General features: G+C 66.0%; 27 protein-coding genes and 1 tRNA gene. 18 read left to right on the top strand and 10 right to left on the bottom strand.

Going from position 1 to position 25,342, the window contains the following annotated elements:
- Positions 1 to 60: 60 nt before the first annotated feature.
- The 3 genes from yajC to queA all read right to left on the bottom strand — a co-directional run bounded on the left by yajC (position 61) and on the right by queA (position 2,734).
- Positions 61 to 390 carry a preprotein translocase subunit YajC gene (yajC, locus tag ACUY1T_RS13150; RefSeq protein ID WP_446023484.1) on the bottom strand — a complete coding sequence of 110 codons (330 nt, stop codon included), beginning with the start codon at positions 388 to 390 and terminating at the stop codon, positions 61 to 63.
- 95 nt (positions 391 to 485) lie between these two features.
- Entirely contained in the window at positions 486 to 1,604 is a 1,119-nt protein-coding gene (gene tgt, locus ACUY1T_RS13145; protein WP_446023541.1) for a tRNA guanosine(34) transglycosylase Tgt, read from the bottom strand.
- An 89-nt stretch (positions 1,605 to 1,693) separates the two neighbouring features.
- Positions 1,694 to 2,734: a tRNA preQ1(34) S-adenosylmethionine ribosyltransferase-isomerase QueA gene (gene queA / locus ACUY1T_RS13140; protein ID WP_446023482.1), complete on the bottom strand. Its 1,041-nt coding sequence runs from the start codon at positions 2,732 to 2,734 to the stop codon at positions 1,694 to 1,696.
- A gap of 139 nt (positions 2,735 to 2,873) precedes the next feature.
- Here queA and ACUY1T_RS13135 point away from each other — a divergent pair.
- Positions 2,874 to 2,960: transfer RNA gene (locus tag ACUY1T_RS13135), tRNA-Leu, on the top strand.
- A gap of 98 nt (positions 2,961 to 3,058) precedes the next feature.
- Here the strand turns inward: ACUY1T_RS13135 and ACUY1T_RS13130 are convergent.
- Positions 3,059 to 3,448: a YkvA family protein gene (locus tag ACUY1T_RS13130; RefSeq protein ID WP_446023480.1), complete on the bottom strand. Its 390-nt coding sequence runs from the start codon at positions 3,446 to 3,448 to the stop codon at positions 3,059 to 3,061.
- A gap of 207 nt (positions 3,449 to 3,655) precedes the next feature.
- Here ACUY1T_RS13130 and ACUY1T_RS13125 point away from each other — a divergent pair, with 207 nt between their 5' ends.
- From ACUY1T_RS13125 to ACUY1T_RS13110, 4 genes are all read left to right on the top strand, one after another.
- Positions 3,656 to 3,814, top strand: a complete 159-nt coding sequence (locus ACUY1T_RS13125) for a hypothetical protein (protein ID WP_446023479.1) — start codon at positions 3,656 to 3,658, stop codon at positions 3,812 to 3,814.
- A gap of 168 nt (positions 3,815 to 3,982) precedes the next feature.
- Positions 3,983 to 4,396 (top strand): nucleoside diphosphate kinase regulator, encoded by a 414-nt coding sequence (gene rnk / locus ACUY1T_RS13120; protein WP_446023477.1) that lies wholly within the window; start codon positions 3,983 to 3,985, stop codon positions 4,394 to 4,396.
- Between the two features lie 43 nt (positions 4,397 to 4,439).
- Entirely contained in the window at positions 4,440 to 5,057 is a 618-nt protein-coding gene (locus ACUY1T_RS13115; protein WP_446023475.1) for a LysE family translocator, read from the top strand.
- 80 nt (positions 5,058 to 5,137) lie between these two features.
- Positions 5,138 to 6,373, top strand: a complete 1,236-nt coding sequence (locus tag ACUY1T_RS13110) for an EAL domain-containing response regulator (protein ID WP_446023473.1) — start codon at positions 5,138 to 5,140, stop codon at positions 6,371 to 6,373.
- On the opposite strand, the gene ACUY1T_RS13105 is transcribed toward ACUY1T_RS13110, so the two are convergent.
- The gene (locus tag ACUY1T_RS13105) at positions 6,313 to 7,965 is read right to left on the bottom strand and encodes an acyl-CoA dehydrogenase family protein (protein WP_446023471.1); all 1,653 of its coding nucleotides are present in this window, start codon (positions 7,963 to 7,965) and stop codon (positions 6,313 to 6,315) included. The genes ACUY1T_RS13110 and ACUY1T_RS13105 overlap by 61 nt on opposite strands.
- Positions 7,966 to 8,201: 236 nt before the next feature.
- Between ACUY1T_RS13105 and ACUY1T_RS13100 the strand changes: the two genes are divergently transcribed.
- The gene (locus tag ACUY1T_RS13100; RefSeq protein WP_446023469.1) at positions 8,202 to 8,696 is read left to right on the top strand and encodes a glutathione peroxidase; all 495 of its coding nucleotides are present in this window, start codon (positions 8,202 to 8,204) and stop codon (positions 8,694 to 8,696) included.
- Position 8,697: 1 nt separating this feature from the next.
- On the opposite strand, the gene ACUY1T_RS13095 is transcribed toward ACUY1T_RS13100, so the two are convergent.
- Positions 8,698 to 9,090, bottom strand: a complete 393-nt coding sequence (locus tag ACUY1T_RS13095) for a DUF7079 family protein (protein WP_446023467.1) — start codon at positions 9,088 to 9,090, stop codon at positions 8,698 to 8,700.
- A gap of 163 nt (positions 9,091 to 9,253) precedes the next feature.
- Between ACUY1T_RS13095 and fabV the strand changes: the two genes are divergently transcribed.
- The 10 genes from fabV to zapE all read left to right on the top strand — a co-directional run bounded on the left by fabV (position 9,254) and on the right by zapE (position 19,781).
- Positions 9,254 to 10,450 carry an enoyl-ACP reductase FabV gene (gene fabV, locus ACUY1T_RS13090; protein WP_446023465.1) on the top strand — a complete coding sequence of 399 codons (1,197 nt, stop codon included), beginning with the start codon at positions 9,254 to 9,256 and terminating at the stop codon, positions 10,448 to 10,450.
- Positions 10,451 to 10,510: 60 nt separating this feature from the next.
- Positions 10,511 to 10,720, top strand: coding sequence for a hypothetical protein (locus ACUY1T_RS13085; RefSeq protein ID WP_446023463.1), 210 nt, complete (start codon positions 10,511 to 10,513; stop codon positions 10,718 to 10,720).
- 144 nt (positions 10,721 to 10,864) lie between these two features.
- A complete protein-coding gene (locus tag ACUY1T_RS13080; RefSeq protein WP_446023462.1) occupies positions 10,865 to 11,839 on the top strand; it encodes a GlxA family transcriptional regulator in 975 nt (324 codons plus the stop codon).
- Between the two features lie 112 nt (positions 11,840 to 11,951).
- Positions 11,952 to 13,166, top strand: a complete 1,215-nt coding sequence (locus tag ACUY1T_RS13075) for an aspartate aminotransferase family protein (RefSeq protein WP_446023459.1) — start codon at positions 11,952 to 11,954, stop codon at positions 13,164 to 13,166.
- A gap of 53 nt (positions 13,167 to 13,219) precedes the next feature.
- Entirely contained in the window at positions 13,220 to 14,293 is a 1,074-nt protein-coding gene (locus ACUY1T_RS13070) for an arginine N-succinyltransferase (protein ID WP_446023457.1), read from the top strand.
- Positions 14,293 to 15,339 (top strand): arginine N-succinyltransferase, encoded by a 1,047-nt coding sequence (gene astA, locus ACUY1T_RS13065; RefSeq protein ID WP_446023455.1) that lies wholly within the window; start codon positions 14,293 to 14,295, stop codon positions 15,337 to 15,339. The genes ACUY1T_RS13070 and astA overlap by 1 nt, the downstream gene beginning before the upstream one ends.
- Complete coding sequence (gene astD / locus ACUY1T_RS13060; RefSeq protein WP_446023453.1) at positions 15,336 to 16,805, top strand: succinylglutamate-semialdehyde dehydrogenase; 1,470 nt, start codon at positions 15,336 to 15,338, stop codon at positions 16,803 to 16,805. Before astA ends, astD begins: the two co-directional genes overlap by 4 nt.
- Positions 16,802 to 18,166, top strand: a complete 1,365-nt coding sequence (astB, locus tag ACUY1T_RS13055; RefSeq protein ID WP_446023451.1) for an N-succinylarginine dihydrolase — start codon at positions 16,802 to 16,804, stop codon at positions 18,164 to 18,166. The genes astD and astB overlap by 4 nt, the downstream gene beginning before the upstream one ends.
- A gap of 8 nt (positions 18,167 to 18,174) precedes the next feature.
- Positions 18,175 to 18,648 (top strand): GNAT family N-acetyltransferase, encoded by a 474-nt coding sequence (locus tag ACUY1T_RS13050; protein WP_446023449.1) that lies wholly within the window; start codon positions 18,175 to 18,177, stop codon positions 18,646 to 18,648.
- A complete protein-coding gene (zapE, locus tag ACUY1T_RS13045) occupies positions 18,645 to 19,781 on the top strand; it encodes a cell division protein ZapE (RefSeq protein WP_446023447.1) in 1,137 nt (378 codons plus the stop codon). Before ACUY1T_RS13050 ends, zapE begins: the two co-directional genes overlap by 4 nt.
- Here zapE and ACUY1T_RS13040 read toward each other — a convergent pair.
- Both ACUY1T_RS13040 and ACUY1T_RS13035 read right to left on the bottom strand, forming a co-directional pair.
- Entirely contained in the window at positions 19,778 to 20,827 is a 1,050-nt protein-coding gene (locus ACUY1T_RS13040) for an SPFH domain-containing protein (RefSeq protein WP_446023445.1), read from the bottom strand. The genes zapE and ACUY1T_RS13040 overlap by 4 nt on opposite strands.
- Before the next feature lie 75 nt (positions 20,828 to 20,902).
- Positions 20,903 to 21,355, bottom strand: coding sequence for an NfeD family protein (locus tag ACUY1T_RS13035; RefSeq protein WP_446023443.1), 453 nt, complete (start codon positions 21,353 to 21,355; stop codon positions 20,903 to 20,905).
- Between the two features lie 103 nt (positions 21,356 to 21,458).
- Here ACUY1T_RS13035 and copM point away from each other — a divergent pair, with 103 nt between their 5' ends.
- Positions 21,459 to 22,013 (top strand): CopM family metallochaperone, encoded by a 555-nt coding sequence (copM, locus tag ACUY1T_RS13030; protein ID WP_446023441.1) that lies wholly within the window; start codon positions 21,459 to 21,461, stop codon positions 22,011 to 22,013.
- Between the two features lie 293 nt (positions 22,014 to 22,306).
- Here the strand turns inward: copM and kbl are convergent, their stop codons facing one another.
- Positions 22,307 to 23,497 (bottom strand): glycine C-acetyltransferase, encoded by a 1,191-nt coding sequence (kbl, locus tag ACUY1T_RS13025; protein ID WP_446023439.1) that lies wholly within the window; start codon positions 23,495 to 23,497, stop codon positions 22,307 to 22,309.
- Positions 23,498 to 23,499: 2 nt separating this feature from the next.
- Positions 23,500 to 24,528: an L-threonine 3-dehydrogenase gene (gene tdh, locus ACUY1T_RS13020; RefSeq protein ID WP_446023437.1), complete on the bottom strand. Its 1,029-nt coding sequence runs from the start codon at positions 24,526 to 24,528 to the stop codon at positions 23,500 to 23,502.
- A 226-nt stretch (positions 24,529 to 24,754) separates the two neighbouring features.
- Here tdh and ACUY1T_RS13015 point away from each other — a divergent pair, with 226 nt between their 5' ends.
- Positions 24,755 to 25,336, top strand: coding sequence for a helix-turn-helix domain-containing protein (locus tag ACUY1T_RS13015; protein ID WP_446023435.1), 582 nt, complete (start codon positions 24,755 to 24,757; stop codon positions 25,334 to 25,336).
- Positions 25,337 to 25,342: the final 6 nt, after the last annotated feature.

Raw genomic sequence — 25,342 nt, 5'->3', positions numbered from 1 at the left:
CGACCCTCGCCGTCACCCGGCTCGGGGAGGAGCCACCGGCAAGGGCGAGGAGCATCGACGTCAGATGGACTTGATGGTGCCCTTGGGCAACACGTTGGCCACGGCACTCTTCTGTACGTTGACTTCGGTATTGTCGGCGATCTCCAGGGTGATGAACTCGTCGCTCACCTTGGTGATACGACCCACCAGGCCGCCACCGATCACTACCTCGTCGCCCTTGGACAGGCCACCGACCAGTTCGCGGTGCTGCTTGGCCCGCTTGGCCTGGGGGCGCCACAGCAGGAAGTAGAAGATCAGCACGAAACCGACCAGCATGACGATCTGGGCGATGCCGCCGCCTGCGGCGCCGGCGTCCTGGGCCATGGCCGGGGAGATGAAGAAGTCCAGCATGAGAAGCGTGTCTCCTGAGATGGTAAGTTGAGTCGCGAGTGAGAGTGTTGCTACCGGCCGGCACGGTCTGCGACTCGACATCACCGGCCGGTCATTCAATCTGGTGCGTCAGGTACCGGCAGCCCCCGCTGCGCATAGTAGCCTTCCACGAAGTCAGCCAATGTACCCGCTTCGATGGCACCGCGCAAACCGGCCATCAGGCGCTGATAATAGCGCAAGTTGTGGATGGTATTGAGCATCGAGCCGAGCATTTCGCCGCAGCGGTCCAGGTGGTGCAGATAGCCCCGGGAGAAGTTCTGGCAGGTGTAGCAGTCGCAGTCGTCTTCCAGCGGGCGTGTATCATGGCGATGCTTGGCGTTGCGGATCTTGATCGTCCCCTCGGCGGTGAACAGGTGGCCGTTGCGGGCGTTGCGGGTGGGCATCACGCAGTCGAACATGTCGACGCCGCGGCGCACGCCTTCCACCAGATCCTCCGGCTTGCCCACGCCCATCAGGTAGCGTGGAGTCTCCTCGGGCATCCACTGGGGCAGGTAGTCGAGCACCTTGATCATCTCTTCCTTGGGCTCGCCCACGGAAAGACCGCCGATGGCCAGGCCGTCGAAGCCGATCTCCATCAGGCCCTCCAGCGAGCGGCGGCGCAGCTCCGGATACATGCCGCCCTGGATGATGCCGAACAGCGCCGAGGGGGAGCTGCCATGGGCATCGCGTGAGCGCTTGGCCCAGCGCAGCGAGCGCTCCATGGAGAACTCGGCTTCCTTTTCGGTGGCCGGGTAGGGCGTGCACTCGTCGAAGATCATCACCACGTCGGAGCCCAGCGAGCGCTGCACCGCCATGGATTCCTCGGGGCCCATGAACACCTTGGCGCCATCCACCGGTGAGCGGAAGTGCACGCCCTCCTCGGTGATCTTGCGCATCTCACCCAGCGAGAAGACCTGGAAGCCACCGGAATCGGTGAGGATCGGCTTGTGCCACTGGGCGAAGTCGTGCAGGTCGCCGTGGGCCTCGATCACTTCCGTGCCCGGGCGCAGCCACAGGTGAAAGGTATTGCCAAGAATGATCTCGGCGCCGATCTCCTCCACCGAGGCGGGCGTCATGCCCTTGACCGTGCCATAGGTGCCCACCGGCATGAAGGCCGGCGTTTCCACCGTGCCGCGGGGGAAGGTGAGGCGGCCGCGACGTGCCCGGCCATCGCTGGCCAGCCGTTCGAAGGACATGAAGCATTCGTTGCGCATGGATATCTCGATATCAAGTCAAGGCGTGCCGAGAAGGATCAGGACGTCTTGCAGGTCAGCTATTCTTGGGTTCAGGTAGACTTGCGAGTCAGCAACATCGCGTCGCCATAGCTGAAGAACGCATAGCGCTCGGCCACGGCTTCGCGATAGGCCGTCATGATCGTCTCGTACCCGGAAAAGGAGGAGACAAGCATCAGCAGGGTCGACTCGGGCAGGTGGAAGTTGGTGATCAGCGCATCCACGCAGTGCCACTCGTAGCCGGGGTAGATATAGATGTCGGTCTCGCCGCTGTAGGGCGCGATCTCTCCGCTCGTACTCTTCATGCAGGCGCTCTCCAGGCAGCGCACGCTGGTAGTGCCAACGGCGACCACCCGGCGACCTGCGGCCTGGGCGGCACGCACCTTTTCACAGGCCGCTTCGCTCACCTCGATCCATTCGCTGTGCATCTGGTGCTCGCGGATGTCGTCGGCACGCACCGGCTGGAAGGTGCCGGCCCCCACGTGCAGGGTGACGAAGGCACTTTCGACTCCCTTTGCCGCCAGGCGTTCCAGCAGCGGCTCGTCGAAGTGCAGGCCGGCGGTGGGGGCGGCCACGGCGCCGTCGCGACGGGCATAGACGGTCTGGTAGCGGTCGCGGTCGGCGAGCTCGTCGGCGCGGTCGATATAGGGCGGCAGCGGCATGTGGCCGTGGCGCTCCAGCAACTCGATCAACGGCGTCTCGCCGAGGAAGCGCAGCTCGAACAGCGCCTCGCGGCGACCCTCGACCACGGCGCGAATGTCGCCCTCGAAGACCAGCTCGGTGCCGGGCTTGGGCGACTTGCTGGAGCGAATGTGCGCCAGCCCGCGATGGGCATCCAGCGGGCGCTCCAGCAGCATCTCCACCTTGCCGCCGCTGGCCTTGTGGCCGTGCAGCCGCGCCGGGATCACCCGGGTGTCGTTGAACACCAGCAGGTCGCCGGGCTCGAGCAGCTCCAGCAGGTCGGTGAAGCGGCGGTGGGCCAGCTCGCCGCTCTCGCCGTTCACACACAGCAGGCGGCAGTCGCTGCGCCGCTCGGACGGGTAGCGGGCGATCAGCTCCTCGGGAAGCTCGTAGTGGAAGTCGGCGCGCTGCATGCAGTGGGTCCGCGAAGAAAAGGTCGAAACGGGCGGCTGCCGGGCAGCCGCAAACAGCCGGCAAGGATACCGAAAATTGCCCTTCGCGTCAGGCCTGGAGATTGACCTGCCGCACCGGCCACGTATAATGCTCGGCGCTGCCGGCGTGGCGGAATTGGTAGACGCAGCGGATTCAAAATCCGCCGGGTGCAAGCCCTTGTCGGTTCGAGTCCGACCGCCGGTACCATTGATAGAGAAGTTATTAAAAACAGCCGCTTATGAGCGGCTGTTTTGCGTTTTTGGCCTTCCGTTCCCGTGCTGGACCGCAGTTTGGTCGCAGTGCTCCTACCCAAACCACCTGGCCAATGTGGCCTTGGCCTGCTCCCGGTGCTTGTCGTTGATATGCGCGGCGACGATGGCGAGCGCACCGGCCAGCACGCCCATGTCGTCGGTGTAGCCGATAAGGGGGGTGAGGTCGGGGATGGCGTCGATGGGCGAGATGAAATAGCCCAGCGCACCATAGATGGCGGTTTTGGCCCATAACGGCGTGCTGGGGTCCTGGGCGGAATAGTGCATCTTCAGCGCCGGCTCCAGGGTCTTCTTGCCTACCCGGCGGGCGCTGTGGGCGACCTTGTCCCAGAAGCCATCTTCGGAATAGTGCGCCTCGCTGGCTTCAAGGGTAGCCATGATGTCGCCGGGTTCACCGCTGTTGCGGCGAATGTCAGCTTTGTGCATAGCGCTCTCGACTGGATAAAGCATTTTTCCTTCGACCCTCCCTGGCATCCCATGTTCAATCCCTTGTGACGGCTCCTCGCTCTGCTGCAGGGCAGTTGGGCCGGTCAAGCGATGCGTGACCGGGCAGGGGGCCTATTTCCGCTTTTCTTGATGTACCTCCCTATCCGCTGCATGCTGAGGCATATACTCGAAGCTGAGGACTGTGGAATGGGTGTGAAATGGTTCGCCTGGGCGCTGGTGGTGCTCGGGCTGGTGTTGGCGGTGTACGGCTGGCAAGCGTGGAACCCGGTGGCATTCGTGGGGCTTGCCCTCGCCGCGGTGGGTATCGTGGTGCTGGCCACTTCGGGGCGCCGTCCAGGCAGGTAGGTACTGCACAGTCGCCATACGGGCCTGACATTGTTCGGGCTTGGGCTTATGATAGTGAGAGTCACAGTCCTTCTCCCCGTTTTGGGGCGAAGGGCTGTTTTCGTTGCATGGCCGGCAGCAACTGTCGCAGCAGTCAACGCTCAATGCTGCCGGTGCCAAGGAGGTCGTATGTCGTCTCGTCCCCCCATCATCATCAACCGCCTGGATGCGGAGCGGCTGCAGCGCCTGATCGACCAGGCCAGCGACAAGGATCGCTTCGTTGCCGACTGCCTCGAAGAGGAGCTCGAACGCGGCGAGGTGATCGATCCGGAAGACATTCCAGAAGATGTCGTCAGCATGAACAGCCAGGTGCAGTTCACCGATCTGACACGTAACCGTCAGATGATACGCACGCTGGTCTACCCCCATGCGCTGGCGAGCACCGAAGACGGCATCTCGGTGATGGCGCCGATCGGCGCCGGACTCATCGGCCTGCGCATCGGCGACGAGATCGACTGGCCATTGCCCGGAGGGGGGGAGGCGCGCCTGCGTATCGATGCGATCCTCTGGCAGCCCGAGCGGGAAGGCCAGTTCCACCGTTGAGGTAACGACGCCGAGGCGTCGCAAAATGCGAAGAGGAGTGGGAATGCCGCTTTCACTGTGGATGTCGCTGGTGGCCGTATGCGCCATGGGGGCGATGTCGCCGGGACCGAGCCTGGCCCTGGTATTGCGTCATACGCTCGGCGGTGGGCGCATGCCCGGCATCGTGGCGGCGCTCTCCCATGCCCTGGGGGTGGGTTTCTATGCCCTGCTCACGGTGCTGGGGCTGGGGGCGCTGATCGTGCGCTTTCCCACGCTGTTCCAGGTCATTACCTGGGGTGGGGCGGCCTACCTGGCCTGGCTTGGCATCAAGGCCCTGCGTGCCGGTAGGGCGGCAGCGCTGGAGGCGGCCGGCGTGGCGACCACCCGCCGCCAGGCGGCCCGCGAGGGCATGCTGGTGGCCTTGGGCAATCCCAAGCTGATCCTGTTCTTCGTCGCCCTGCTCAGCCAGTTCGTCACCCCGGAGATGTCGCTCGCCGCCAAGGCAGTGATCGTGCTCACGGCGATGATCATCGACGGGGGCTGGTACGTGCTGGTGGCGGTATCATTGACCCACTCACGCGTTCTGCCCTGGTTGCAGGCGCGAGCGCACTGGATTCATCGCATCACAGGTGTGATGCTGCTGGCCCTTGCGCTGCGCGTGGTGGCTGGCCCCATCGTTTAAGGGGCAGCGTTGAGAAACGAGCCGGTTTGTCGTCAGGGAAGATGGTAGCCTCAGGATAATTCGAGAGCGGATCCCCCCTGATGAACCTTTTAGCGGATGTGGAAGACGAGCGAGCCCTGGTCATGGTGCTCGACGAGGATCCCGACGTGGTGGCGATCCTGTCGCTACAGCTGCACGTGCTGGGGCTGGAGAGTCGCTGCTATCGCCGGGCCGATGCATTGCTGGCGGAGCTCGACGAGTGCGCGCCGCAGCTGGTGATCATGGGGCTGGAATTCGGCGCCCCGGATGGCATCGAACTCTTGCGCCTGCTGGCCGAACAGCGTTTCACCGGCTGGGTGCTGCTGCTGGGGGGCGTCGAGCGAAAGATCTCGCGTATCGCCGAACGAGTTGGCCAAACCCTGGGGCTGCAGATGCTTGGTTCGCTGGACAAGCCGATGCGGCTGGCCGAGCTACGCCAGCGCCTGGAGCGTCTGCGCCCCGGCTGCAAGCCGAGCATCGTGCCCGAGGACAGCCCCTTTTTCTCCGCCGAGGAGTTGGAATCGGCACTTCAGTGCCGCGAACTCACCGTGCACTACCAGCCCCAGTTCGAGCTGGCCACCGGGCGCCTGAGCGGCGTGGAGGCGCTGGTGCGCTGGGCGCATCCCGAGATAGGCCTGATCGGTCCGGCGAGCTTCCTGCCCATGCTCACCGCCGCGCAAAGCCGGCGACTGACCTGCCATGTGCTCGAACGGGCGCTTGCCGATGCCAAACGCTGGCGCGAGCAGGGCGTACTGCTGTCGCTGTCGGTCAACGTCACCGCCGACGACCTGATGGAATCGCAGCTGCCGGCGCTGACTCGCCATCTCGTTCCGGGCGATTCGCCGCTGGTGGTGCTCGAGATTACCGAAACGGCGGCCATGGACGACGAGTTGCTGGGCTCCGAGATCGCCGCGCGGTTGCACTTGAGCGGCATGGAGGTGGCGGTGGACGATTTCGGCGTCGGTTTTTCGTCGCTGGCACGCTTGCAGATGCTGCCCATCAGCGAGATCAAGATCGACCGCAGCTTCGTCCGTCATGTGCAACAGGAGAGCCAGGACGCGGCCATCGTCGAGGCAATTGCCCTGCTTGGCCGTCGCCTGGGCATCCGCGTGGTGGCCGAGGGCATCGAGGAACTCGATTGCCTGCCCATCCTGGCGCGTTACGGCTGTACCCACGTGCAGGGCTTCGGCCTGTCGCGGCCGGTTCCGGCCGACGAGATTCCGCTGCTGGCATCCGGTCAGTCGCCGATTCGCGCCAGGATCGCCGCCAGCGGCGAGCCGGCCGGCAGCACGCCGTAGACGGGGCTGGCCTCCACGCCGAGGCGCGAGCGGCAGAAGATCTCGGCGACCTCGCTGGGGCCATGGCGCAGCAGCAGCGCGGCCTGCAGGCTCTGGGCCAGGCGCTGGGCCAGCCAGCGGGCGCGTGGCTCGAGCTCCTCGGCGGGCAGCGCCAAGTCGTGCTCGAGCCCGGCCAGGGCCAGATCGAGGTCCTGCTGCAGGCCTTGCGCCGCGCGTAGTTCGTCGCGCAGGGCGGCGATCGATTCGGGATGACGCGCCAGCACCCGCAGCAGGTCCAGGCAGATCACGTTGCCCGACCCCTCCCAGATGGAATTCACCGGCGCCTCGCGGTAGAGCCGCGCCAGCGGCGTCTCCTCCACGTAGCCGATCCCGCCCAGGCACTCCATGGCCTCGGCCATGAAGCCCGGGCCACGCTTGTTGTGCCAGTACTTGGCCAGGGTGGGCAGCACCCGCGCCAGGGCCGTTTCGTGGGCCTCGCCGCGGGCATCGCCGTCGAAGGCGCGGGCGGTACGCAGGACCAAGGCCAGGCCGGCTTCCACCTCCAGCGCCAGGTCGGCGATCACCGCCTGCATCAATGGCTGTTCCGAGAGCTTGCGGCCGAAGGCCTGACGCTGGCGCACGTGCCCCCATGCCTCGGCAAGCGCCTGGCGCATCATGCCCACCGGCGCGGTGGCGGCATCCAGACGGGTCTGCTGCACCATGTCGATGATGGTGGCTACGCCACGGCCCGGTTCGCCAACCAATGTGGCCCAGGCACCGCGATACTCGATCTCGGCCGAGGCGTTGGCGCGGTTGCCGCATTTCTCCTTGAGCCGCTGGATCTCGATGGCGTTGCGCTCGCCATCCGGCGTGAAGCGCGGTGCCAGGAAGCAGGAGAGTCCTGCGTCGGTCTGCGCCAGGGTGAGGAAAGCGTCGGACATCGGCGCGCTGCAGAACCACTTGTGGCCTGTGAGGCGCCAGCCCTCGCCGTCGCGCTCGGCGCGGGTGGTGTTGCGGCGCACGTCGCTGCCGCCCTGTTTTTCGGTCATGGCCATGCCGAAGGTAAGGCCATGCTTGTTGTCCGGTGGCAGTGGGCGAGGGTCGTAGGCATGGGCCAGTAGCCCCGGGGCCCACTCGGCCTCGACCGCGGGGCTGCGTCGCAGCACCGGCATGGCGGCGTGGGTCATGGTAACGGGGCAGCAGAAGCCCGGCTCGGCCTGGGTCAGCAGGTAGAGGGCGGCGACATGGGCCTGATGCCCGCCGCGGCCCTCTTCCTGCCAGGCCACGGCGTGCCAGCCGCCCTCCAGCGCCAGGCGCATCAGTTCATGGTAGGCGGGGTGATAGCGCACTTCATCCAGCCGCCGGCCGTGGCGGTCGAACAGGCGTAGCTCCGGCGGGTGGCGATTGGCCGTCTCCCCCAGCTCCTGCACGTGCACGCTGCCCACAGAGCGAGCCAACGGTGCCAGGCGCTCGGCCACCCAGGGCGGGGCTTCGCGTTCCAGCGTTTCACGCAGCGGCAGGTCGCAGGCCAGCAGATCCCTGTCGCCGGCGGGCTCGGGCTGATTGAGCACTTCGTGGGTGGCCAGGCGGCTACGGGGGGCATCGTTGCGCATGTCACCTGTTCTCCGTGCGTTGCTTCTGGTTGCGTATCTATCGCAGCATGGCCAGTCGTTCGAGCACGGTCAACGCGTGCCGGGCGTGACGACACTGCCGCTTCTCGGTAGGCTTGGGGCTGGCGTACGAAGAATGTCTGGCTGGGCCGGTTGCGTGAAGACGCTGCCCCGGCGCGCTGAGTGGTGCTACGTGTAAAGCGTGGCGTGATGAAAGGTGACAGCGAGGCGGGCGAAAGATGGCCATCCACGAACACGAATGCCGCACCTTTCGCGGCGAACCCTTCAACCTGCGTGCCCTGCAGGGGCAGGTGCTGTTGATCGTGAACGTGGCCAGCCGCTGCGGTTTTACGCCCCAACTCGGTGAGCTGGAGCGCCTCTACCGTCGTCACCGCGATCGCGGCTTCACCGTGCTGGCCTTTCCGTGCAATCAGTTCGCCCGTCAGTCGCCGGAGACGGCCCTGGATTTCTGCGCCTTCAGCTCGAGTCAGTATGGCGCCACCTTCCCGGTCATGGAGAAGGTCAAGGTAAACGGCAGCGGTGCGCATCCGCTGTTCGTCGAACTCAAGCGCAAGGCGCCGGGCGTGATGCATACCACGATGATCAAGTGGAACTTCACCAAGTTCCTGGTGGCGCGGGATGGCCGGGTGATACAGCGTTTCTCGCCACGGGCCAGCGGCCAGGAGCTGGAGCGAGCCCTGGAGCAGGCGCTGGACGAAGACTTTCAGGTTTGAATCAGGGGTGGGGCGACTCGCCGCGCTCCATCATCACCCGGGCCATCAGCTCGTTCCAGCGGTGCCGGGTCATCATCGTGGTCAGCCCCGAGAACAGCGCCCAGCTCTTGCGACGCCAGCCCGTGAGCCTCAGGTTGTGAGCCACCAGTTGTTGCATCAGCCGATAGTCGTCGAACTCGCGCCACTTGCCGGCGATCGACATCTGGTTGCGCGCCAGCACCGGGGCCAGTTCGAGGCGAAAGATCCACTCCAGCTCGTGCAGCGTCAGCTCGTGGCGCTGGATCACTTCCACCATATGCGCGTACTGGCGTTCGCTGGGCTCGCGGTCCAGCCACAGTGGGGCCAGTGCCAGCCACAGCTCGCCGCGCTCGTCCACTAGCGCCTGTGCGTTCATACCCACCTCCTGCCATGGCATTGCCGGGGTTGCATCGTGCCCTAGACGTCACCATCGCTCAAGAGCGGACAGACGCAAGCGTGGCCGCTAGAATGTCGCCACTGCCCATTCGTATCGATCCGGCGTCCTGCGCGGCGCTGCAACACCAATAATGAGGTCTGTCGTGATCATCAAACCCAAGGTTCGCGGTTTCATCTGTACCACTACCCATCCGGTTGGCTGCGAGAAGAACGTACTCGAGCAGATCGAGGCGACCCGTGCGCGCCAGTTCGACAAGGCCAACGGACCGAAGAAGGTACTGGTGGTCGGCGCTTCCAGCGGCTACGGCCTGGCGGCGCGCATCACCGCAGCGTTTGGCTACGGCGCCGACACCCTGGGCGTATTCTTCGAGAAGCCCGGCAGCGAGAAGAAGCCCGGCACCGCAGGCTGGTACAACGCTGCGGCCTTCGACAAGTTCGCCAAGGCCGAGGGGCTCTACAGCAAGTCGATCAACGGCGACGCCTTCTCCCATGAGGCGCGCGAGAAGGCCATCGAGCTGATCAAGCAGGATATGGGACAGGTCGACCTGGTGGTCTACTCGCTGGCGTCGCCGGTGCGCAAACTGCCCGATAGCGGTGAGCTGAAGCGCTCAGCGCTCAAGCCGATCGGCGAGACCTACCGCGCCACGGCCATCGACACCAACAAGGACACCATCATCGAGGCCGAGGTCGAGCCCGCCACCGAGCAGGAGATCGAGGATACCAAGGCGGTGATGGGCGGCGAGGACTGGGAGCTGTGGATCGACGCGCTGGACAAGGCCGGGGTACTGGCTCCTGGCGCCCGCAGCGTGGCATTCAGCTACATCGGCACCGAGATCACCTGGCCGATCTACTGGCACGGCGCGCTGGGCAAGGCCAAGGAGGACCTCGACCGTGCCGCCGGCGAAATCGACGCCAGGCTCAAGGCCAGCGGCGGTGGTGCCAACGTGGCGGTGCTCAAGTCGGTGGTGACCCAGGCCAGTGCCGCCATCCCGGTCATGCCGCTCTATATCGCCATGGTCTACAAGGTGATGAAGGAGAAGGGCCTGCACGAGGGCACCATCGAGCAGCTCAATCGCCTATTCGGCGAACGGCTCTACGGTGGAGAGATGACGACCGACGAAGCCGGCCGCCTGCGCCTGGACGATTGGGAGCTGCGCGACGACGTGCAGCAGGCGTGCAAGGATCTGTGGCCCCAGGTGACCACCGAGAACCTGTTCGCGATCACCGACTATGCTGGTTACAAGCATGACTTCCTGAAGCTGTTCGGGTTCGAGCGCGGTGACGTCGACTACGATGCCGATGTGAACCCGGACGTCAACTTCGATGTCGTGACCTTATAGGCCCGTCATTGCGGAACCCCGGTTTCCCGACGGGTGAATCCAGCGCCAGAGGAGGTGCCCATGGATACCCGGGAGAGCAAGACGCCGCAGGAAGAGTATGAGCATCTCAGGGAAGTGAGGACCCCCGAGGACTTCGAACACCCGGAGCCCGATGCCGAACAGCCGGAAGCCAAGCGGCCGGCCAAGGGCTGGCACTGGCTGTTGCTGGGGGTGGCGATAGCCGTTGGTCTGCTCCTGGCCTACCGGCTTTTGTCGGTGGCCTGGGTCTGATTCCTTCACCGTCGCCCTGATCGATGCCCCCGTGGTCTCCCGGCCACGGGGGCGCATGTCTAGTCGCCGTGCTTAAAGCACGGTATTGCCAACGCTGCCGATCGAGTACCATTTCCGCTTCGATCCGGTACATGGCGCTGCGCAATGCCTGACACCTCCACCTTCGATTTTCGCGACAGTCCGGCCCGCTGGGTGGGGGTGCTGACGCTGCCAGGCTTCTCATTGCTGGCCCAGGCCTGCGCGTTGGAACCGTTGATGGTGGGCAACCAGTTGGCCGACCGGCGGCTCTATCGGCTCCAGGCATTCACGCCCGAGGGCGGCGAGGTGGTCAGCATGGCCGATATCAGCCAGGCAGCCTGTACCCCTTTCGAGCTGGCCTCGACAGAGCTGGACATGTTGATCGTCTGCGCACCGAGCCCACTGCCGGCCATGCACGAGAGCAGCATGCTGGGCCGGCTGCGCCTGCTGGGGCGCAGCGGCGTGGTGCTGGTGGGGGTTGGTGGGGGCACCGAGCTGCTGGCCCGTGCCGGCGTGCTGGATGGCTACCGTGCCACGCTACCCTGGCAGCGCTTTGCCGCCTTCACCCGTGACTTTCCCCGCGTGCGGCTGACCCAGCAGCTGTTCGAGATCGACCGCGACCGCCTCACCTGCGGCGGCGGTACGGCGGCGATGGACATGATGATGACGCTGATCGCCTCCCACCACGGCAGCGAGCTGGCCGAACGGGTCTCCGAGCACTTCGTGCTGGAGCGGGTGCGCATGGCCGACGAGCCGCAGCAGGTACCGCTGCGCGCCCGGCTGGGGCATGCCCCGGCACCGCTGGTGGATGCCGTGATGCTGATGGAGGCCAATATCGAGGAGCCGCTGACCACCCACGAGCTGGCCGAGCACCTCGGCATCTCGCGCCGTCAGCTCGAGCGCCTGTTCAAGAAGTACCTGCAGGCCGTGCCCGGCCGCTACTACCTGGATCTACGCCTGAAGGAGGCGCGGCGCCTGCTGCGCGAGAGCGATCTGCCCGCCGGCGAGATCGCCATGAAGACGGGGTTCTCCTCGCCGGCACACTTCTCTACCGCCTACCGCAACCATTTCGGTGTCACCCCGCGCGAAGAGCGACTCTAAGCCTTTATTTACAATTCCGGGTCCCATTGCTGAAAGCCGACATCGGCAAGGCTCCTTATACTCGAACGACATCACTGCGTTGTTACCCCCTTTTGCAGGAATGGAGACCGAGATGAGCCATACCCCGACCCGCGCCGATTTCGACCAATACATGGTGCCGAACTACTCCCCCCAGAAGGTCATTCCGGTGCGCGGCGAGGGTAGCCGACTGTGGGACCAGGAGGGACGCGAGTACATCGACTTCGCCGGCGGCATCGCCGTGAACTCGCTGGGACACTGCCACCCGGTGCTGGTCGAGGCGCTCACCGAGCAGGCGGGCAAGCTGTGGCACCTCTCCAACGTCTACACCAACGAGCCTTCGCTCAAGCTGGCCAAAGCCCTGGTGGAACGCACCTTCGCCGACAAGGCCTATTTCTGCTCTTCCGGCGGCGAGGCCAACGAGGCGGCACTGAAGCTGGCGCGGCGCTGGGCTCACGACAACTTCGGCGAGCACAAGCATCGCATCGTCTCGTTTCGCCAGTCGTTCCACGGCCGCACCTTCTTCACCGTCAGCGTCGGCGGCCAGCCCAAGTACTCCCAGGGCTTCGGTCCGATACCCGGGGGCATCGTCCACGGCGAGTTCAACGACCTCGACAGCGTGCGCGATCTGATCGACGACGACACCTGTGCGGTGATGGTCGAGCCGATGCAGGGCGAAGGCGGCATCCTGCCGGCCAGCCAGGAATTCCTGCAGGGGCTGCGCGACCTGTGCGACGCCCACGATGCGCTGCTGATCTTCGACGAGGTGCAGACTGGTGTCGGCCGTACCGGCTCGCTCTATGCCTACATGGAGTACGGTATCGAGCCGGACATTCTTACCAGTGCCAAGGCACTGGGTGGCGGCTTCCCCATCGGTGCCATGCTCACCACCGATCGCGTCGCCCCGGCGCTGGCCATCGGCACCCACGGCTCCACTTATGGCGGTAACGCCCTGGCCTCGGCCGTGGCACTGGCCGCGGTGGAGCACATCGACACGCCGCAAGTTCTGGATGGTGTCAAGCAGCGCCATGATCTGTTCCGCGAGCACCTCGAGACGATCAACCGCAAGCACGGCGTGTTCAAGGAGATCCGCGGTATGGGGCTGTTGATTGGCGCCGAGATGACGCCCGAGTACCAAGACCGGGCCAAGGACATCCTGCCGCTGGCCATCGAGGAGGGCCTGATGGCGTTGATCGCCGGGCCCAACGTGCTGCGCATGGCGCCATCGCTGGTGATTCCCGAGGCCGATATCGCCGAGGGCATGGCACGGCTCGAGCGTGCCATTGCGCGGCTGGTGGCGGCCAAGTGACGTCCGGCCCTGCCATGCGCGACACCTCCGCCAATCGATCAGGAGATCCCGCCATGATGGTCGTACGCCCCGTTCGGCCGGCCGACCTGCCGGCCCTGGAGCGGTTGGCGGGCTTGGCCACCCCGAGCCTGACCAACCTGCCGGCCCATCGCGACCGCCTCGAAGAGCGCATCGCCCGCTCGCGTCAGTCGTTCGGCCGCGAGGTGGATTTCCCTGGTGACGAGCACTACACCTTCGTGCTCGAGGACCTCGAACGCAACGAGGTGGTAGGCACGGCCACCCTGCGCGCCGAGGCCGGTGCGCGGGAGGCCTACTACACCTACCGCCAGGAAACCCTGATCCACGCCTCGCAGCAGCTCAACGTGCGTCGCGAGGTGCAGACCCTGTCGCTCTCCCACGAGGTCTCCGAGACCACTCAGCTGTGCGCCCTGTCGCTGGACCCGCGCTATCGCGGTACCAGCGCCGAGAGCCTGCTGCGCCGGGCGCGGCTGATGTTCATCGCCCAGTACCCGGAGCGCTTCGCCGAGGTGCTGGCGATGGCCTTCCCGGGCTATCTCGACGAGCAGGGCGAGTCGCCATTCTGGAACAGCGTGGGGCGCCACTTCTTCGTGCGCGACTATCACGACATCAACTACCTTGCCGGGGTGCGCTCGAAGAGCTTCATCGCCGAGGTGATGCCGCAGTTCCCCCTCTACCTGGCGCTGCTCACGCCCCAGGCACGGGCCGCCATCGGCCGCGAGCACCCCGCCCACGAGGCGGCCATGGCCGAGATGCTGGCCGAGGGCTTCATGCGTTCGCGCCACGTCGACCTGTTCGACGCCGGCCCGGTGATCAAGGGCGAGCGCGACCGCCTGCACACCTTCCGTCGTGCTGCCTGGCATCCGGTGCGGGTGCGCCCGGCCCATGCCCTGCCGGACGCCGAGCCGGCGATGATCGCCAACCAGCGCCTGGCCGACTTCCGCTGCGTGGTGGCGCGCTACGCGCTCTCGCCCACCGGGCAGCTGATGCTCTCGCCGGAGCATGCCGAGCTGCTCGGGGTAGAGGAGGGGCGGGCGGTGCTGGCCGCGCCGCTGGCGCTGCCGACCGCGGGCGAGGACGAACTGGGCTTCGACGAGGGAGAGCTGTGATGCGTATCCGACCGATCGCCGAGGGCGACTTGGACGAGCTGCAGAAGATCGCTCGCGAGACCGGTGTCGGCTTCACCTCGTTGCCCGATAATCGCGAGTTTCTCGCGGCCAAGATCGACGCCGCGGTGGCCGCCTTCGAGCAGCGCACGCCGGCCGACCGGCGCAACTACTTTTTCGTGCTGGAAGACGAAGAGAGCGGCGAACTGGCCGGCTGCTGCGCCATCGAGGGCCAGGTGGGCCGCGAGGTGCCGTTCTATCACTACCGCCTGGGCACCCTGGCCCACTCCTCGGTGCAGCTCGACCTGCACCGCACCATCGACACCCTGTTTCTCAGTTCCGACCACACCGGCGACGCCGAGGTGGCCTCACTGTTCTTGCGCCCGCCATACCGGGGCAAGGAGCGCCAGCACCAGCGCAACGGCGCGCTGCTGTCGATGATGCGCTGGCTGTTCATGGCCGAGTTCCGCGACCAGTTCCCCAACAAGGTCCTGGCCGAGATGCGCGGCGTGTTCGATGAGCGCGGCAAGAGTCCGTTCTGGGAGTGCCTGGGCAGCCATTTCTTTCCCATGGACTTCGACGAGGCCGACCGGCTCACCGGGCTCGGCCAGAAGAGTTTCATCGGCGAGCTGATGCCCAAGTTCCCGATCTACACGCCGTTTCTCTCCGACGAGGCGCGGGCCTGCATCGGCCAGGTGCACCGCCACACCCGACCGGCGCTGGCCATGCTCAAGAAGGAGGGCCTGCGCTGGGAAGGCTTCATCGACATTTTCGACGGCGGGCCGACGGTGGAAGCCTATATCGACGACGTGCGCGCGGTGCGCAAGTCGCACCGCTGCCGGGTCGAGATCAGCAGCGCCAGCGACACGCCGCTAGCACGACCGCGCTGGCTGGCGGCGAGCACGGTGATGGCCGATTTTCGTGCCGCCTGGGTGGCTCACGGCCCCGACGAGGACGGCACCCTCACCCTGAGCGAGACGGAGGCACAGCGGCTGGGCGTGACGGCCGGCGACTCCCTGCGCGTACTGGATACCGAGGAGACTTCATGAAAGCGATGCAACAGCTGATGATCGGCGGCCGCTGGCAGTCGGGCGAGGCGACGGGCTTCACCAAGCGCGATCCGGTTTCCGGCGAGACCCTGTGGCAGGGCGCGGCGGCCAGCGACAGCCAGGTAGCGGCAGCGGTCGAGGCCGCCCGCGGCGCCTTCCCGGGCTGGGCCCGGCTCGCCTTCGCCGAACGCCTGAGCGTGGTGGAGCGCTTTCGCGAGCTTCTCGAGACCCACCGCGAGGACCTGGCTCGGGGCATCGCCGCGGAAACCGGCAAGCCGCTGTGGGAGGCGCGTACCGAAGTGGGTGCCATGATCGGCAAGGTGGCGATCTCGGTACGCGCCTATCAGGAGCGTACCGGCGAGCGTAGCCGTGAGGTCGGCGACACCACGGCGGTGCTGCGTCATCGCCCCCACGGGGTGATGGCGGTGTTCGGCCCCTACAATTTCCCCGGCCACCTGCCCAACGGCCACATGGTGCCGGCGCTGCTGGCCGGCAACACGGTGGTGTTCAAGCCCAGCGAGCAGACGCCTTTGACGGCCGACCTGACCTTGCAGTGCTGGCATGAGGCGGGCCTGCCCGCCGGTGTGATCAACTTGGTGCAGGGCGCCGCCCCGGTGGGCCAGGCGCTGTCGTCGCACCCGGGTATCGACGGCTTGCTGTTTACCGGCAGCGCCCGGGTCGGGGGCCTGCTCAACCGTCAGTTCGCCGACCAGTTGGAGAAGATCCTGGCGCTGGAACTGGGCGGCAACAACCCGCTGGTGGTCAAGGACGTGCACGACCAGGACGCCGCGGTACTCACCATCCTGCAGTCGGCCTTCCTCTCCGGCGGCCAGCGCTGCACCTGCGCGCGCCGCCTGATCGTGCCCGAAGGGCAGGTCGGCGATCACCTGCTCGACGCGCTGGTCGATGCCATCGCCCGCCTGCGGGTGGCAGGCCAGTTCGCGGAGCCGGCGCCGTTCTACGGCGGCCTGGTCAGCCAGGAGGCGGCCGAGGGCCTGCTCAAGGCCCAGGACGAGCTGGAAGCGCTGGGCGGCGTGGTGCTGGCGCGTATGGAGTGCCTGGAGGAGGGCACCAGCCTGCTCAGCCCGGCGCTGATCGACGTCACCGGCCTGCCGGTGCCCGACGAGGAGCACTTCGGCCCGCTGCTCAAGGTATACCGTTATAGGGACTGGGATCACGCCATTGAACTGGCCAACGACACCCGCTATGGCCTCGCCGCGGGGCTGATCGGCGGCGAACGCGCCGACTGGGACGACTTCCTGCTGCGCATCCGCGCCGGCATCGTCAACTGGAACCGCCAGACCACCGGGGCCTCCGGCGACGCCCCCTTCGGCGGCGTGGGCATCAGCGGCAACCATCGCCCCAGTGCCTATTACGCGGCGGACTACTGCGCCTACCCGGTGGCCTCGATGGAGGCCGAGTCCCTGACCCTGCCTGACAACTTGCCGCCGGGAGTCGTGTTATGAGCGAAACGACGAATGCCGCCGACTACCGGGAAGTGAACTTCGACGGCCTGGTGGGCCCGACTCACAACTATTCGGGCCTGGCCCACGGCAACGTGGCCTCGATGCGTCATGGCGGACTGGTGTCCAATCCCCGTGAAGCGGCGCTGCAGGGCCTGGGCAAGATGAAGGCGCTGATGGAGGCCGGCTACGCCCAGGGCGTGCTGCCGCCCCAGCAGCGCCCAGACCTCGGTGCGCTGCGCTCGCTAGGTTTCTCCGGCAGCAACCGCGAGGTGCTGGCGCGTGCGGCCAGCGAGGCGCCCCAGGTGCTGCGCGCGGTGTGTTCGGCCTCGAGCATGTGGACGGCCAACGCCGGCACGGTGACTCCCAGCCGCGATGCGCCGGACGGCCGGGTGCACTTCACGCCGGCCAACCTGCAGTCGAGCTTCCACCGCTTCCTCGAACCGGAGACCACCGGCCGCGTGCTGGCAGCCATCTTCCGCAGCGAGGCGCACTTCGCCCATCACCCGGTGTTGCCGGCCACGCCGGCCTTCTCCGATGAAGGCGCGGCCAACCACACACGCCTGTGCGGCGACCACGGCGATGCCGGTGTGCACCTGTTCGTCTACGGTCGTCAGGCTTTCGGCGGGGACCCCGCCCATGAGCCCAAATGCTTCCCTGCACGCCAGACCCTGGAGGCGAGTCAGGCGGTGGCCAGACAGCACGGCCTCACGGAGTCCCAGGCGGTGTTCGCCCAGCAGCATCCCGATGCCATCGATGCCGGGGTGTTTCACAACGACGTGATCGCGGTGGGCAATGGGCCGGTGCTGCTCTATCACGCGATGGCCTTCCGCGATGAGCAGGCGACCCTCGATGAGTTGCGCAGCAAGATGGCCTCGCCCTTGATTCCGGTGCGCGTGCCGAGCGAGGCAGTGAGCCTGGAGGATGCGGTGGCCTCCTATCTCTTCAACTCGCAGCTGCTCAGCAACCCCGATGGCAGCATGACCCTGGTGGTGCCCGGCGAGTGCCAGGAGCGCGAGGCAGTGTGGCGTACCATCCAGGACCACCTGCTGGCCGGCCACAACCCTATTGGCGAGGTGGTCGTCAAGGACGTCAAGCAGAGCATGCGCAACGGCGGCGGCCCGGCCTGCCTGCGCCTGCGTGTGGTCCTGTCGGATGCCGAGCGTGCCGCGTTGACCGGCCGCGTGCTGCTTACCGAGGTCCTGCACGGCGAGCTGACCGCCTGGGTCGAGCGCCACTACCGCGACCGCCTGGCGCCCGATGACCTGGCCGACCCGCAACTGGCTGATGAGACCCTCACCGCGCTGGACGAACTCACTCGCATCCTTCAAATTGGTTCGGTCTATCCCTTCCAGTTGAGATAAGGGACATCATGCGCGGGATCACCATCGTACGCTTGAGCCCCGACTCGCCCCACGTCGCCACGGTGGCGAGCTGGACCTTCGCCGAGTGGGGGCACCTCAACCCCGGCCATACGGCCGAGACCTGGCGCGAGGCCTTTCGCCGTGAATGCGGCGAGGGCGGTGTGCCATCGGTCTTCGTGGCAATGCAGTGTGACCAGCCTGTAGGCACGGCGGCATTGATGGCCGAGGACATGGCCAGCCGCGGCGAACTCACGCCCTGGCTGGCCTCGGTGTTCGTCCTGCCCGAATGGCGCGGGCGAGGCATTGCCGCGCGATTGATCCGCCGTGTCGAAGAGGAAGCCGCCGACAGCGGTTTCGACCAGTTCTACCTGTATACCCCCGACCAGCAGGGGCTCTATCGTCGGCTCGGCTGGCAAGACCACGAGGAGCTGAGCTATCGCGGCGAGGAGGTCTCCATCATGCTGCGCCGGCTCGAGGCATGACGGCGGCGTCGCCCCTTGGGCTATACCGCGAGGCGGTGGAGCGCCAGGGCTTTGCCCCGGACGAGGCCCAGCGAATTGCCGCAGCACGGCTCGACGCCTGCTTCCAGGCGCTGCACGATGAAGCCAGGGAAAAGCAACGTCGAGCCATACCCGGTATCTATCTCTGGGGCCCGGTGGGCCGCGGCAAGACCTGGCTGATGGATGGCTTCTACCGCCATCTCGAGGCGCCCGCGCGTCGCCAGCACTTTCATCGCTTCATGCGCTGGGTGCACCAGCGCCAATTCCAGTTGAATGGCACCGCCGACCCCCTGTCCGCACTGGCGCGAGAGCTGGCGGCGGAAGTTCGCGTGCTGTGCCTCGACGAGCTGTTCGTCAGCGATATCGCCGATGCCATGCTGCTCGGTCGCCTGCTGCAGGCGCTGTTCGAACAAGGCGTTGTGCTGGTATGCACCTCCAACCAGGCGCCGAGCCAGCTCTATGCCGACGGTTTCAACCGCGAGCGCTTCCTGCCTGCGATTGCCGCCATCGAGCGCTGCATGGAAATGGTGGAGCTGGATGGCGGCTACGACCACCGCCTGCATCCCGGCCGGGCGTGCCAGCGCTACTGGATAGCGGAGCCCGGCCGGCCGAGCGCCCTCACCAGCGTTTTTGCGCGCCTGAGCGAGGGCCAGCCGACGAGCCGTGAGCCCATCGAGTTGGGCCATCGTCGCATTGCGGTGGAGCGGCGTAGCGAACGGGTGGTGTGGTGTCGCTATGCCGAGCTGTGCGAGCTGCCGCTGGCGGCGCTGGATTTCATCGCATTGGCCGATGAGTTCGAGCACGTTCTACTGAGCGAGGTACCCCGGCTGAACGATGCCGGCACAGTGGGACGCATCGCCCGCGGAACCGAGGATGGCGCCGAGCGGATCGAGGCCGGGGAGCGCGAGCTGCCGCCGCTATCGCGGCGCGACGACGGTGTGCGACGCTTCATCGCCCTGGTCGACGAATGCTACGACCGCCGCGTGCCGCTCTACGTGGAGGCCGAAGTCGCCATGGACGAGCTGTATGCCCATGGCTACCTGGAATTCGCCTTCCGGCGCACCCTCAGCCGGCTACACGAGATGCAGCTGGCGAGGTTCGGCGTGGATGGCTAGCCGGCGCTGCCCGCCCCGCCGACGACGCCCCCGCGCAGGCCGCCCTGGCGGTCGCTGTCGCGCAGGTGCTTCGCCACGGTGTCCTCCGGCGAGCCGGCCATCTCGCGGAACATGCCCATCGAGCCGAGCAGGGCGGAGGACTCGTAGGGCACGAAGACCCGCTCGCCGTTCTTGGCCATGTTGGGCAGACTCTTGATGTAGCTCTGGCCGAGCAGGTAGCCCACTACGGTGCGCTTGTGCTCGTCGCTTTCGCCGATGGCGCTGAGCACCAGCTTGATCGACTCCTGCTCGCCCTGGGCGCGCAGGATGGCCGACTCCTTGTCGCCCTGGGCGTTGAGGATCGCCGATTCGCGCTGGCCTTGGGCCATGGCAATGGCGGCGGCCTTCTCGCCCTCCGCTTCGGTTACGGTGGCACGGCGCTTGCGCTCGGCGGCCATCTGCAGGCGCATGGCGGACTCCACCTCTTCGGGCATGGCAATGTCCTGCACTTCGACCCGCGAAATCTTCACCCCCCACTTGGAAGCGGCTTCTTCCATGGCAGCCTGGATCTCGTTGTTGACCTCGGCGCGGGACTCGAACAGCTTGTCGAGCTCCATCTTGCCCACCACCGAGCGCAGGGTGGTCTTGGCCAGCACCTCCACCGCCTGGCTCATGTTCTCCACCTCATAGACGGCGCGGCGCGGGTCGATGATCTGGTAGTAGAGGGCGCCGTTGATGTTCACCGTGACGTTGTCGGTGGTCACTACCGGCTGGCCCGGAAAATCCATGACCGTTTCACGGCGGTCGATACGGACCTCGCTGCTGGTTACCGGATGATAGTCCTCGCCCATCTTGCGATAGCGAATCATGGTGATGGCGCGGGGTTGCTCGATAAACGGAATGATGATGTTGATGCCGCTCTCCAGCAGGCGGTTGAACGAGCCCAGGCGCTCGATCACCATGACTTCCGACTGGCGTACGATCACTAGCCCCTTGGCTACGATCAGGATACCGATCACTACGACGATGAGGGCCAGCAGCAGCCCCGGGTTGATGGGTAGATCCATATTCACATTCTCTCCATGCAGTGGCGTAGGGTGTGACGGGGCCATCGAGCGGCACCCGAAACGGTCATGCTCGGTTCAGTGCGGTTGGGCGTGGCTGACGATGGCCGTGGTGCCATCGAAGCGTTCGAAGGTCACCAGGCTCCCTTCCGGCAGCTCGGTCTCGCCGGTTTCGTCCACGCGCAGGCGGTAGAAGTCGCCGTTGATCTTGACCCCGCTGGCGCCGTCGAAGTCGCGCTTGAGGGTGGTGTAGGTGTGCCCCCGCTCCACGCCGGTGCCGGTGGTGCCGTAGGACACTCCCCTGGGAGAGAACCAGGGACGGATCACCTTGACCGCAAGCGGTATCAGGATGCCCGAGAACACGCCCATGGCGAGCAGCTGCCAGGGCAGGGTAAATCCCATTGCCGCCAGGGCCGAGGTGAGGGCGGCAGCCACGCCCAGCGACAGCAGCACCAGGCCGCCGGAGGAGAGTTCGGCCAGGCCCAGGAGCAGGGCGATGGCCAGCCAGATCAAGGCGGGATTCCAGTCCATGGTAGTCTCGGTAATGAATTGTTTCCCGGTGCGCCGGTGCAATGACCTGCGCGGCGCCTGATTCTATCGTAGTCGTAGGACCCCCATGGTAAAGGAGAGCACCATGTCGCACACCCTGGCAGTACGTCCTTTTTCAGCATTGGCCCTCATTCTCGCCGGCAGCTCACTGCTGGTGGCGCCTGCCCTGGCCTCGGAAGAGGAAGCCCAGGCTCAGGAAAGGATCGAACAGGCTGCCGACCAGGCCGAGGCGCAGCAGGGCGAAGCGCAGACCAATGACGTCGGGGACGAGGCAAGCGAGGGCGACGAGCCGGAGGAGGACGAGACCGGCGTCGAGGCCGATCATGCCGGGCACACCGAGCATGTCATCGAACCCGAGGAGGATGAGCATGCCGATAACCCTGCGGTGCAGGCCTATCGCGAGATCGCCGAGCGCATGCACGAGGACATGAGGGGCGATTTCACCGGCGACCCCGACGTCGACTTCGCCCGTGGCATGATCCCTCACCACCAGGGCGCCATCGACATGGCCAATGTGGTGCTCGCCCACGGCGAGGACGAGGCGATTCGCGACCTCGCCCGCGAGATCATCGAAGCCCAGGAGGAGGAGATCGCCTTTCTGCGTGACTGGCTGGTGCAACATGGCCACGAGAGTGAATAACCCACTTCCCTTTCGTTGAACCTGTCGATGGCACGCAGCGCGTGCCATCGCCGTGTCCCACCCATACGCCCCCGTCGTCCCGCTACGCCCCACCCATACGCCACCGCTACGCCCCCCGGGGAGGAGGACGCCTGCGCCGCGATTGGCGAGCCTAGGCGTGTTCGCTGGCGCCGTTCTGTAAGTCGATTGATTGACTCTGATCGTGTGTTCTACGACCAAGGGTGTAGAAACGTTCGAGAAGGAAAAGGCCGGGCCAACTGAGCCCGGCCGAAATGCCGCTGCAGGTATCTCGGCTACAGCCCCAGGCGCTCCTTCACCCGGCCGAAGGCGGCGAGGGCGAACTCCAGGTCGTCGCGGGATAGCGCGGCGGACATCTGGGTACGGATACGCGCGCGGCCCTGGGGCACCACCGGATAGGAGAAGGCGATCACGTAGACACCCTCCTTGAGCATTTCCTCGGCGAAGCGGGCGGCGAGGCCGGCGTCGTGCAGCATCACCGGCACGATGGGGTGCTCGCCGGGCAGCAGCTCGAAGCCCAGTCGCTCCAACCCTTCACGGAAGAAGGCGGTGTTCTCCTTGAGTCGTTCGCGCAGGTCGCGCGACCCGGCAGCCAATTCGATGGCCTTCAGCGCGCCGGCCACCACCGGCGGCGCCACGGTGTTGGAGAACAGGTACGGCCGCGAGCGCTGGCGCAGCAGTTCGATGACTTCGCGCTTGCCGCTGGTATAGCCGCCGCTGGCGCCGCCCAGCGCCTTGCCCAGGGTGCCGGTGGTGATGTCGATGCGATCCATGCAGCCGCGGTACTCGTGGGTACCGCGGCCGCCCTCGCCGAGAAAGCCGGTGGCATGGCAGTCGTCGAAGTGCACCAGGGCGCCGTAGCGTTCGGCCAGGTCGCAGATCTCGTCGAGCCGGGCGATGTAGCCGTCCATGGAGAACACGCCGTCGCTGGTGATCAGCTTGAAGCGTGCGCCGTCGCGTTCGGCGGCCTTGAGCTGCTCTTCCAGATCGGCCATGTCGTTGTTGCGGTAGCGGTAGCGTCGAGCCTTGCAGAGTCGTACGCCGTCGATGATGCTGGCGTGGTTGAGCTCGTCGGAGATCACTGCGTCTTCGGCGCCGAGCAGGGTCTCGAACAGCCCGCCGTTGGCGTCGAAGCAGGAGGGATAGAGAATGGTGTCCTCGGTGCCGAGGAAGTCGGTCAGGCGCTGTTCGAGCTGCTTGTGCAGGCTCTGGGTACCGCAAATGAAGCGCACCGAGGCCAGCCCGTAGCCCCACTTCTCGAGGCCCGCCTTCGCCGCGGCGTTGACCTCGGGGTGTTGGGCCAAGCCAAGGTAGTTGTTGGCACACAGGTTGAGCACTTCCTGGCCGGCGTTGATGCCGACATGAGCGCCCTGGGGGGTGGTCAGCTGACGCTCGTGCTTGTATAGCCCGGCCTGGCGAATGGCGTCGAGTTCGCCGCTCAGGTGCTGCTTGAAGGCTCCGTACATGATCATGACTCCCAGTTGAGAACGACCTTGCTCGCTTCACCGCTCAACATGGCATCGATGCCGTGCTGGAACTCGGTGTAGGGCAGGCGATGGGTGATCACCGGCGAGATGTCGAGGCCGGACTCGACCATGACCGACATCTTGTACCAGGTCTCGTACATCTCACGGCCGTAGATGCCCTTCAGCGTCAGCATGTTGAAGATCACCGTGTTCCAGTCGATGGCGACCTCCTCGGTGGGAATGCCAAGCATCGACACCTTGCCGCCGTGGCACATGTTGGCCAGCATGTCGCGGAAGGCGGCCGGGCTGCCGGACATCTCCAGGCCCACGTCGAAGCCCTCGGTCAGCCCCAGCTCACGCTGTACGTCGGACAGCTTCTCGTGGCGTACGTCCACGGTGCGGGTGGCGCCCAGGCGCTTGGCCAGCTCGAGACGCCCCGGGTTGAGGTCGGTGATGACGACGTGTCGCGCACCGGCATGGCGGCATACCGCCGCGGCCATGGCACCGATCGGCCCGGCCCCGGTGATCAGCACGTCCTCGCCGAGCAGGTCGAACTGCAGCGCGGTGTGCACGGCGTTGCCCAGCGGGTCGAACAGCGCAGCCACGTCGAGGTCGATGCCCGGCTTGTGCTCCCACACGTTGGACATGGGCAGCGACACGTACTCGGCAAAGGCACCGGGGCGGTTGACCCCCACGCCGCTGGTGTGGGCGCACAGATGGCGGCGCCCGGCCAGGCAGTTGCGGCAGCGGCCGCATACCACGTGACCCTCGCCGGAGACGATCTGACCGGGATGGAAGTCGTTGACATTGGAGCCGACCTTGACGATCTCGCCGACGAACTCATGGCCCACCACCATGGGGACCGGGATGGTCTTCTGGGCCCAGCTGTCCCACTTGTAGATGTGCACGTCGGTGCCGCAGATGGCGGTGCGCTTCACCTTGATCAGCACGTCGTTGATGCCGACCTTTGGTTCCGGCACTTCGTCCAGCCAGAGGCCGGATGCTGCCTCCTTCTTGATCAGTGCTTTCATTTCTCTACCTTCCTGACTTGTGGTTGGAGGATTCAGGTGGGTGGGCTACGAGAGGCTTGTGGCAATTCCCAATGAGACGTTTACTATAGAAGAATGAATTCCAGTATTGCAGAACATTTCCCTGATGCAAGAAAAAATTCCTTCATGGTGGAAGTTTCGTTCGCCATCAGGATGGCCCTCGAACCCAAGCGCCTGGAGATGTCTGGGTCGGTGAGGAGAAGTGTAGGTGGACGATAGAACGATGACCGAATCGCAGGCGGAAGCCGGCAGTCTCTCCACCCGTGTGATCGAACTGCGCAAGCGGCGCGGGCTCACCCTGGAGCAGTTGGCGGCGGCGTCGGGGGTCAGCCGTTCGATGCTCAGCCAGATCGAGCGCGGCAAGGCCAACCCGACCCTGGCGGTGACGCTGCGCATCGCCCAGGCCTTCGACATGAACATCGGCGACCTGGTGGACCAGCCCTGGACGGCTTCGCGCATCGAGGTGGTGCGTGGCAATGACGCCAGCCAGCTGTTTCGCGACGATCACGACTGCCGCATTCGTACGCTCTCGCCGCTGCATATGGAGAAGAACGTCGAATTCTACGAGATCCGGCTTGCGCCGGGAGCGCGCCTGCAGAGCGCCGCCCACTTCGAGGGAACCCGGGAATTGCTGACCGTTACCCAGGGCCAGGCGCGGGTTGTGGCAGGAGAGAACCGCTGTGAGCTGAACCCGGGCGATTCGGCTCATTATCATGCCGACCTGGAACACACCATCGAGAACTGCGGCGAGGAGGAGCTGGTGAGCTTTCTCGTCGTGACCTACCAATAGGGCAAG

The organism is Billgrantia sp. Q4P2 (genome assembly GCF_052806135.1).
Note: the sequence above shows the minus strand (reverse complement) of the source record. Positions and strands in the feature narration are given on the sequence as shown.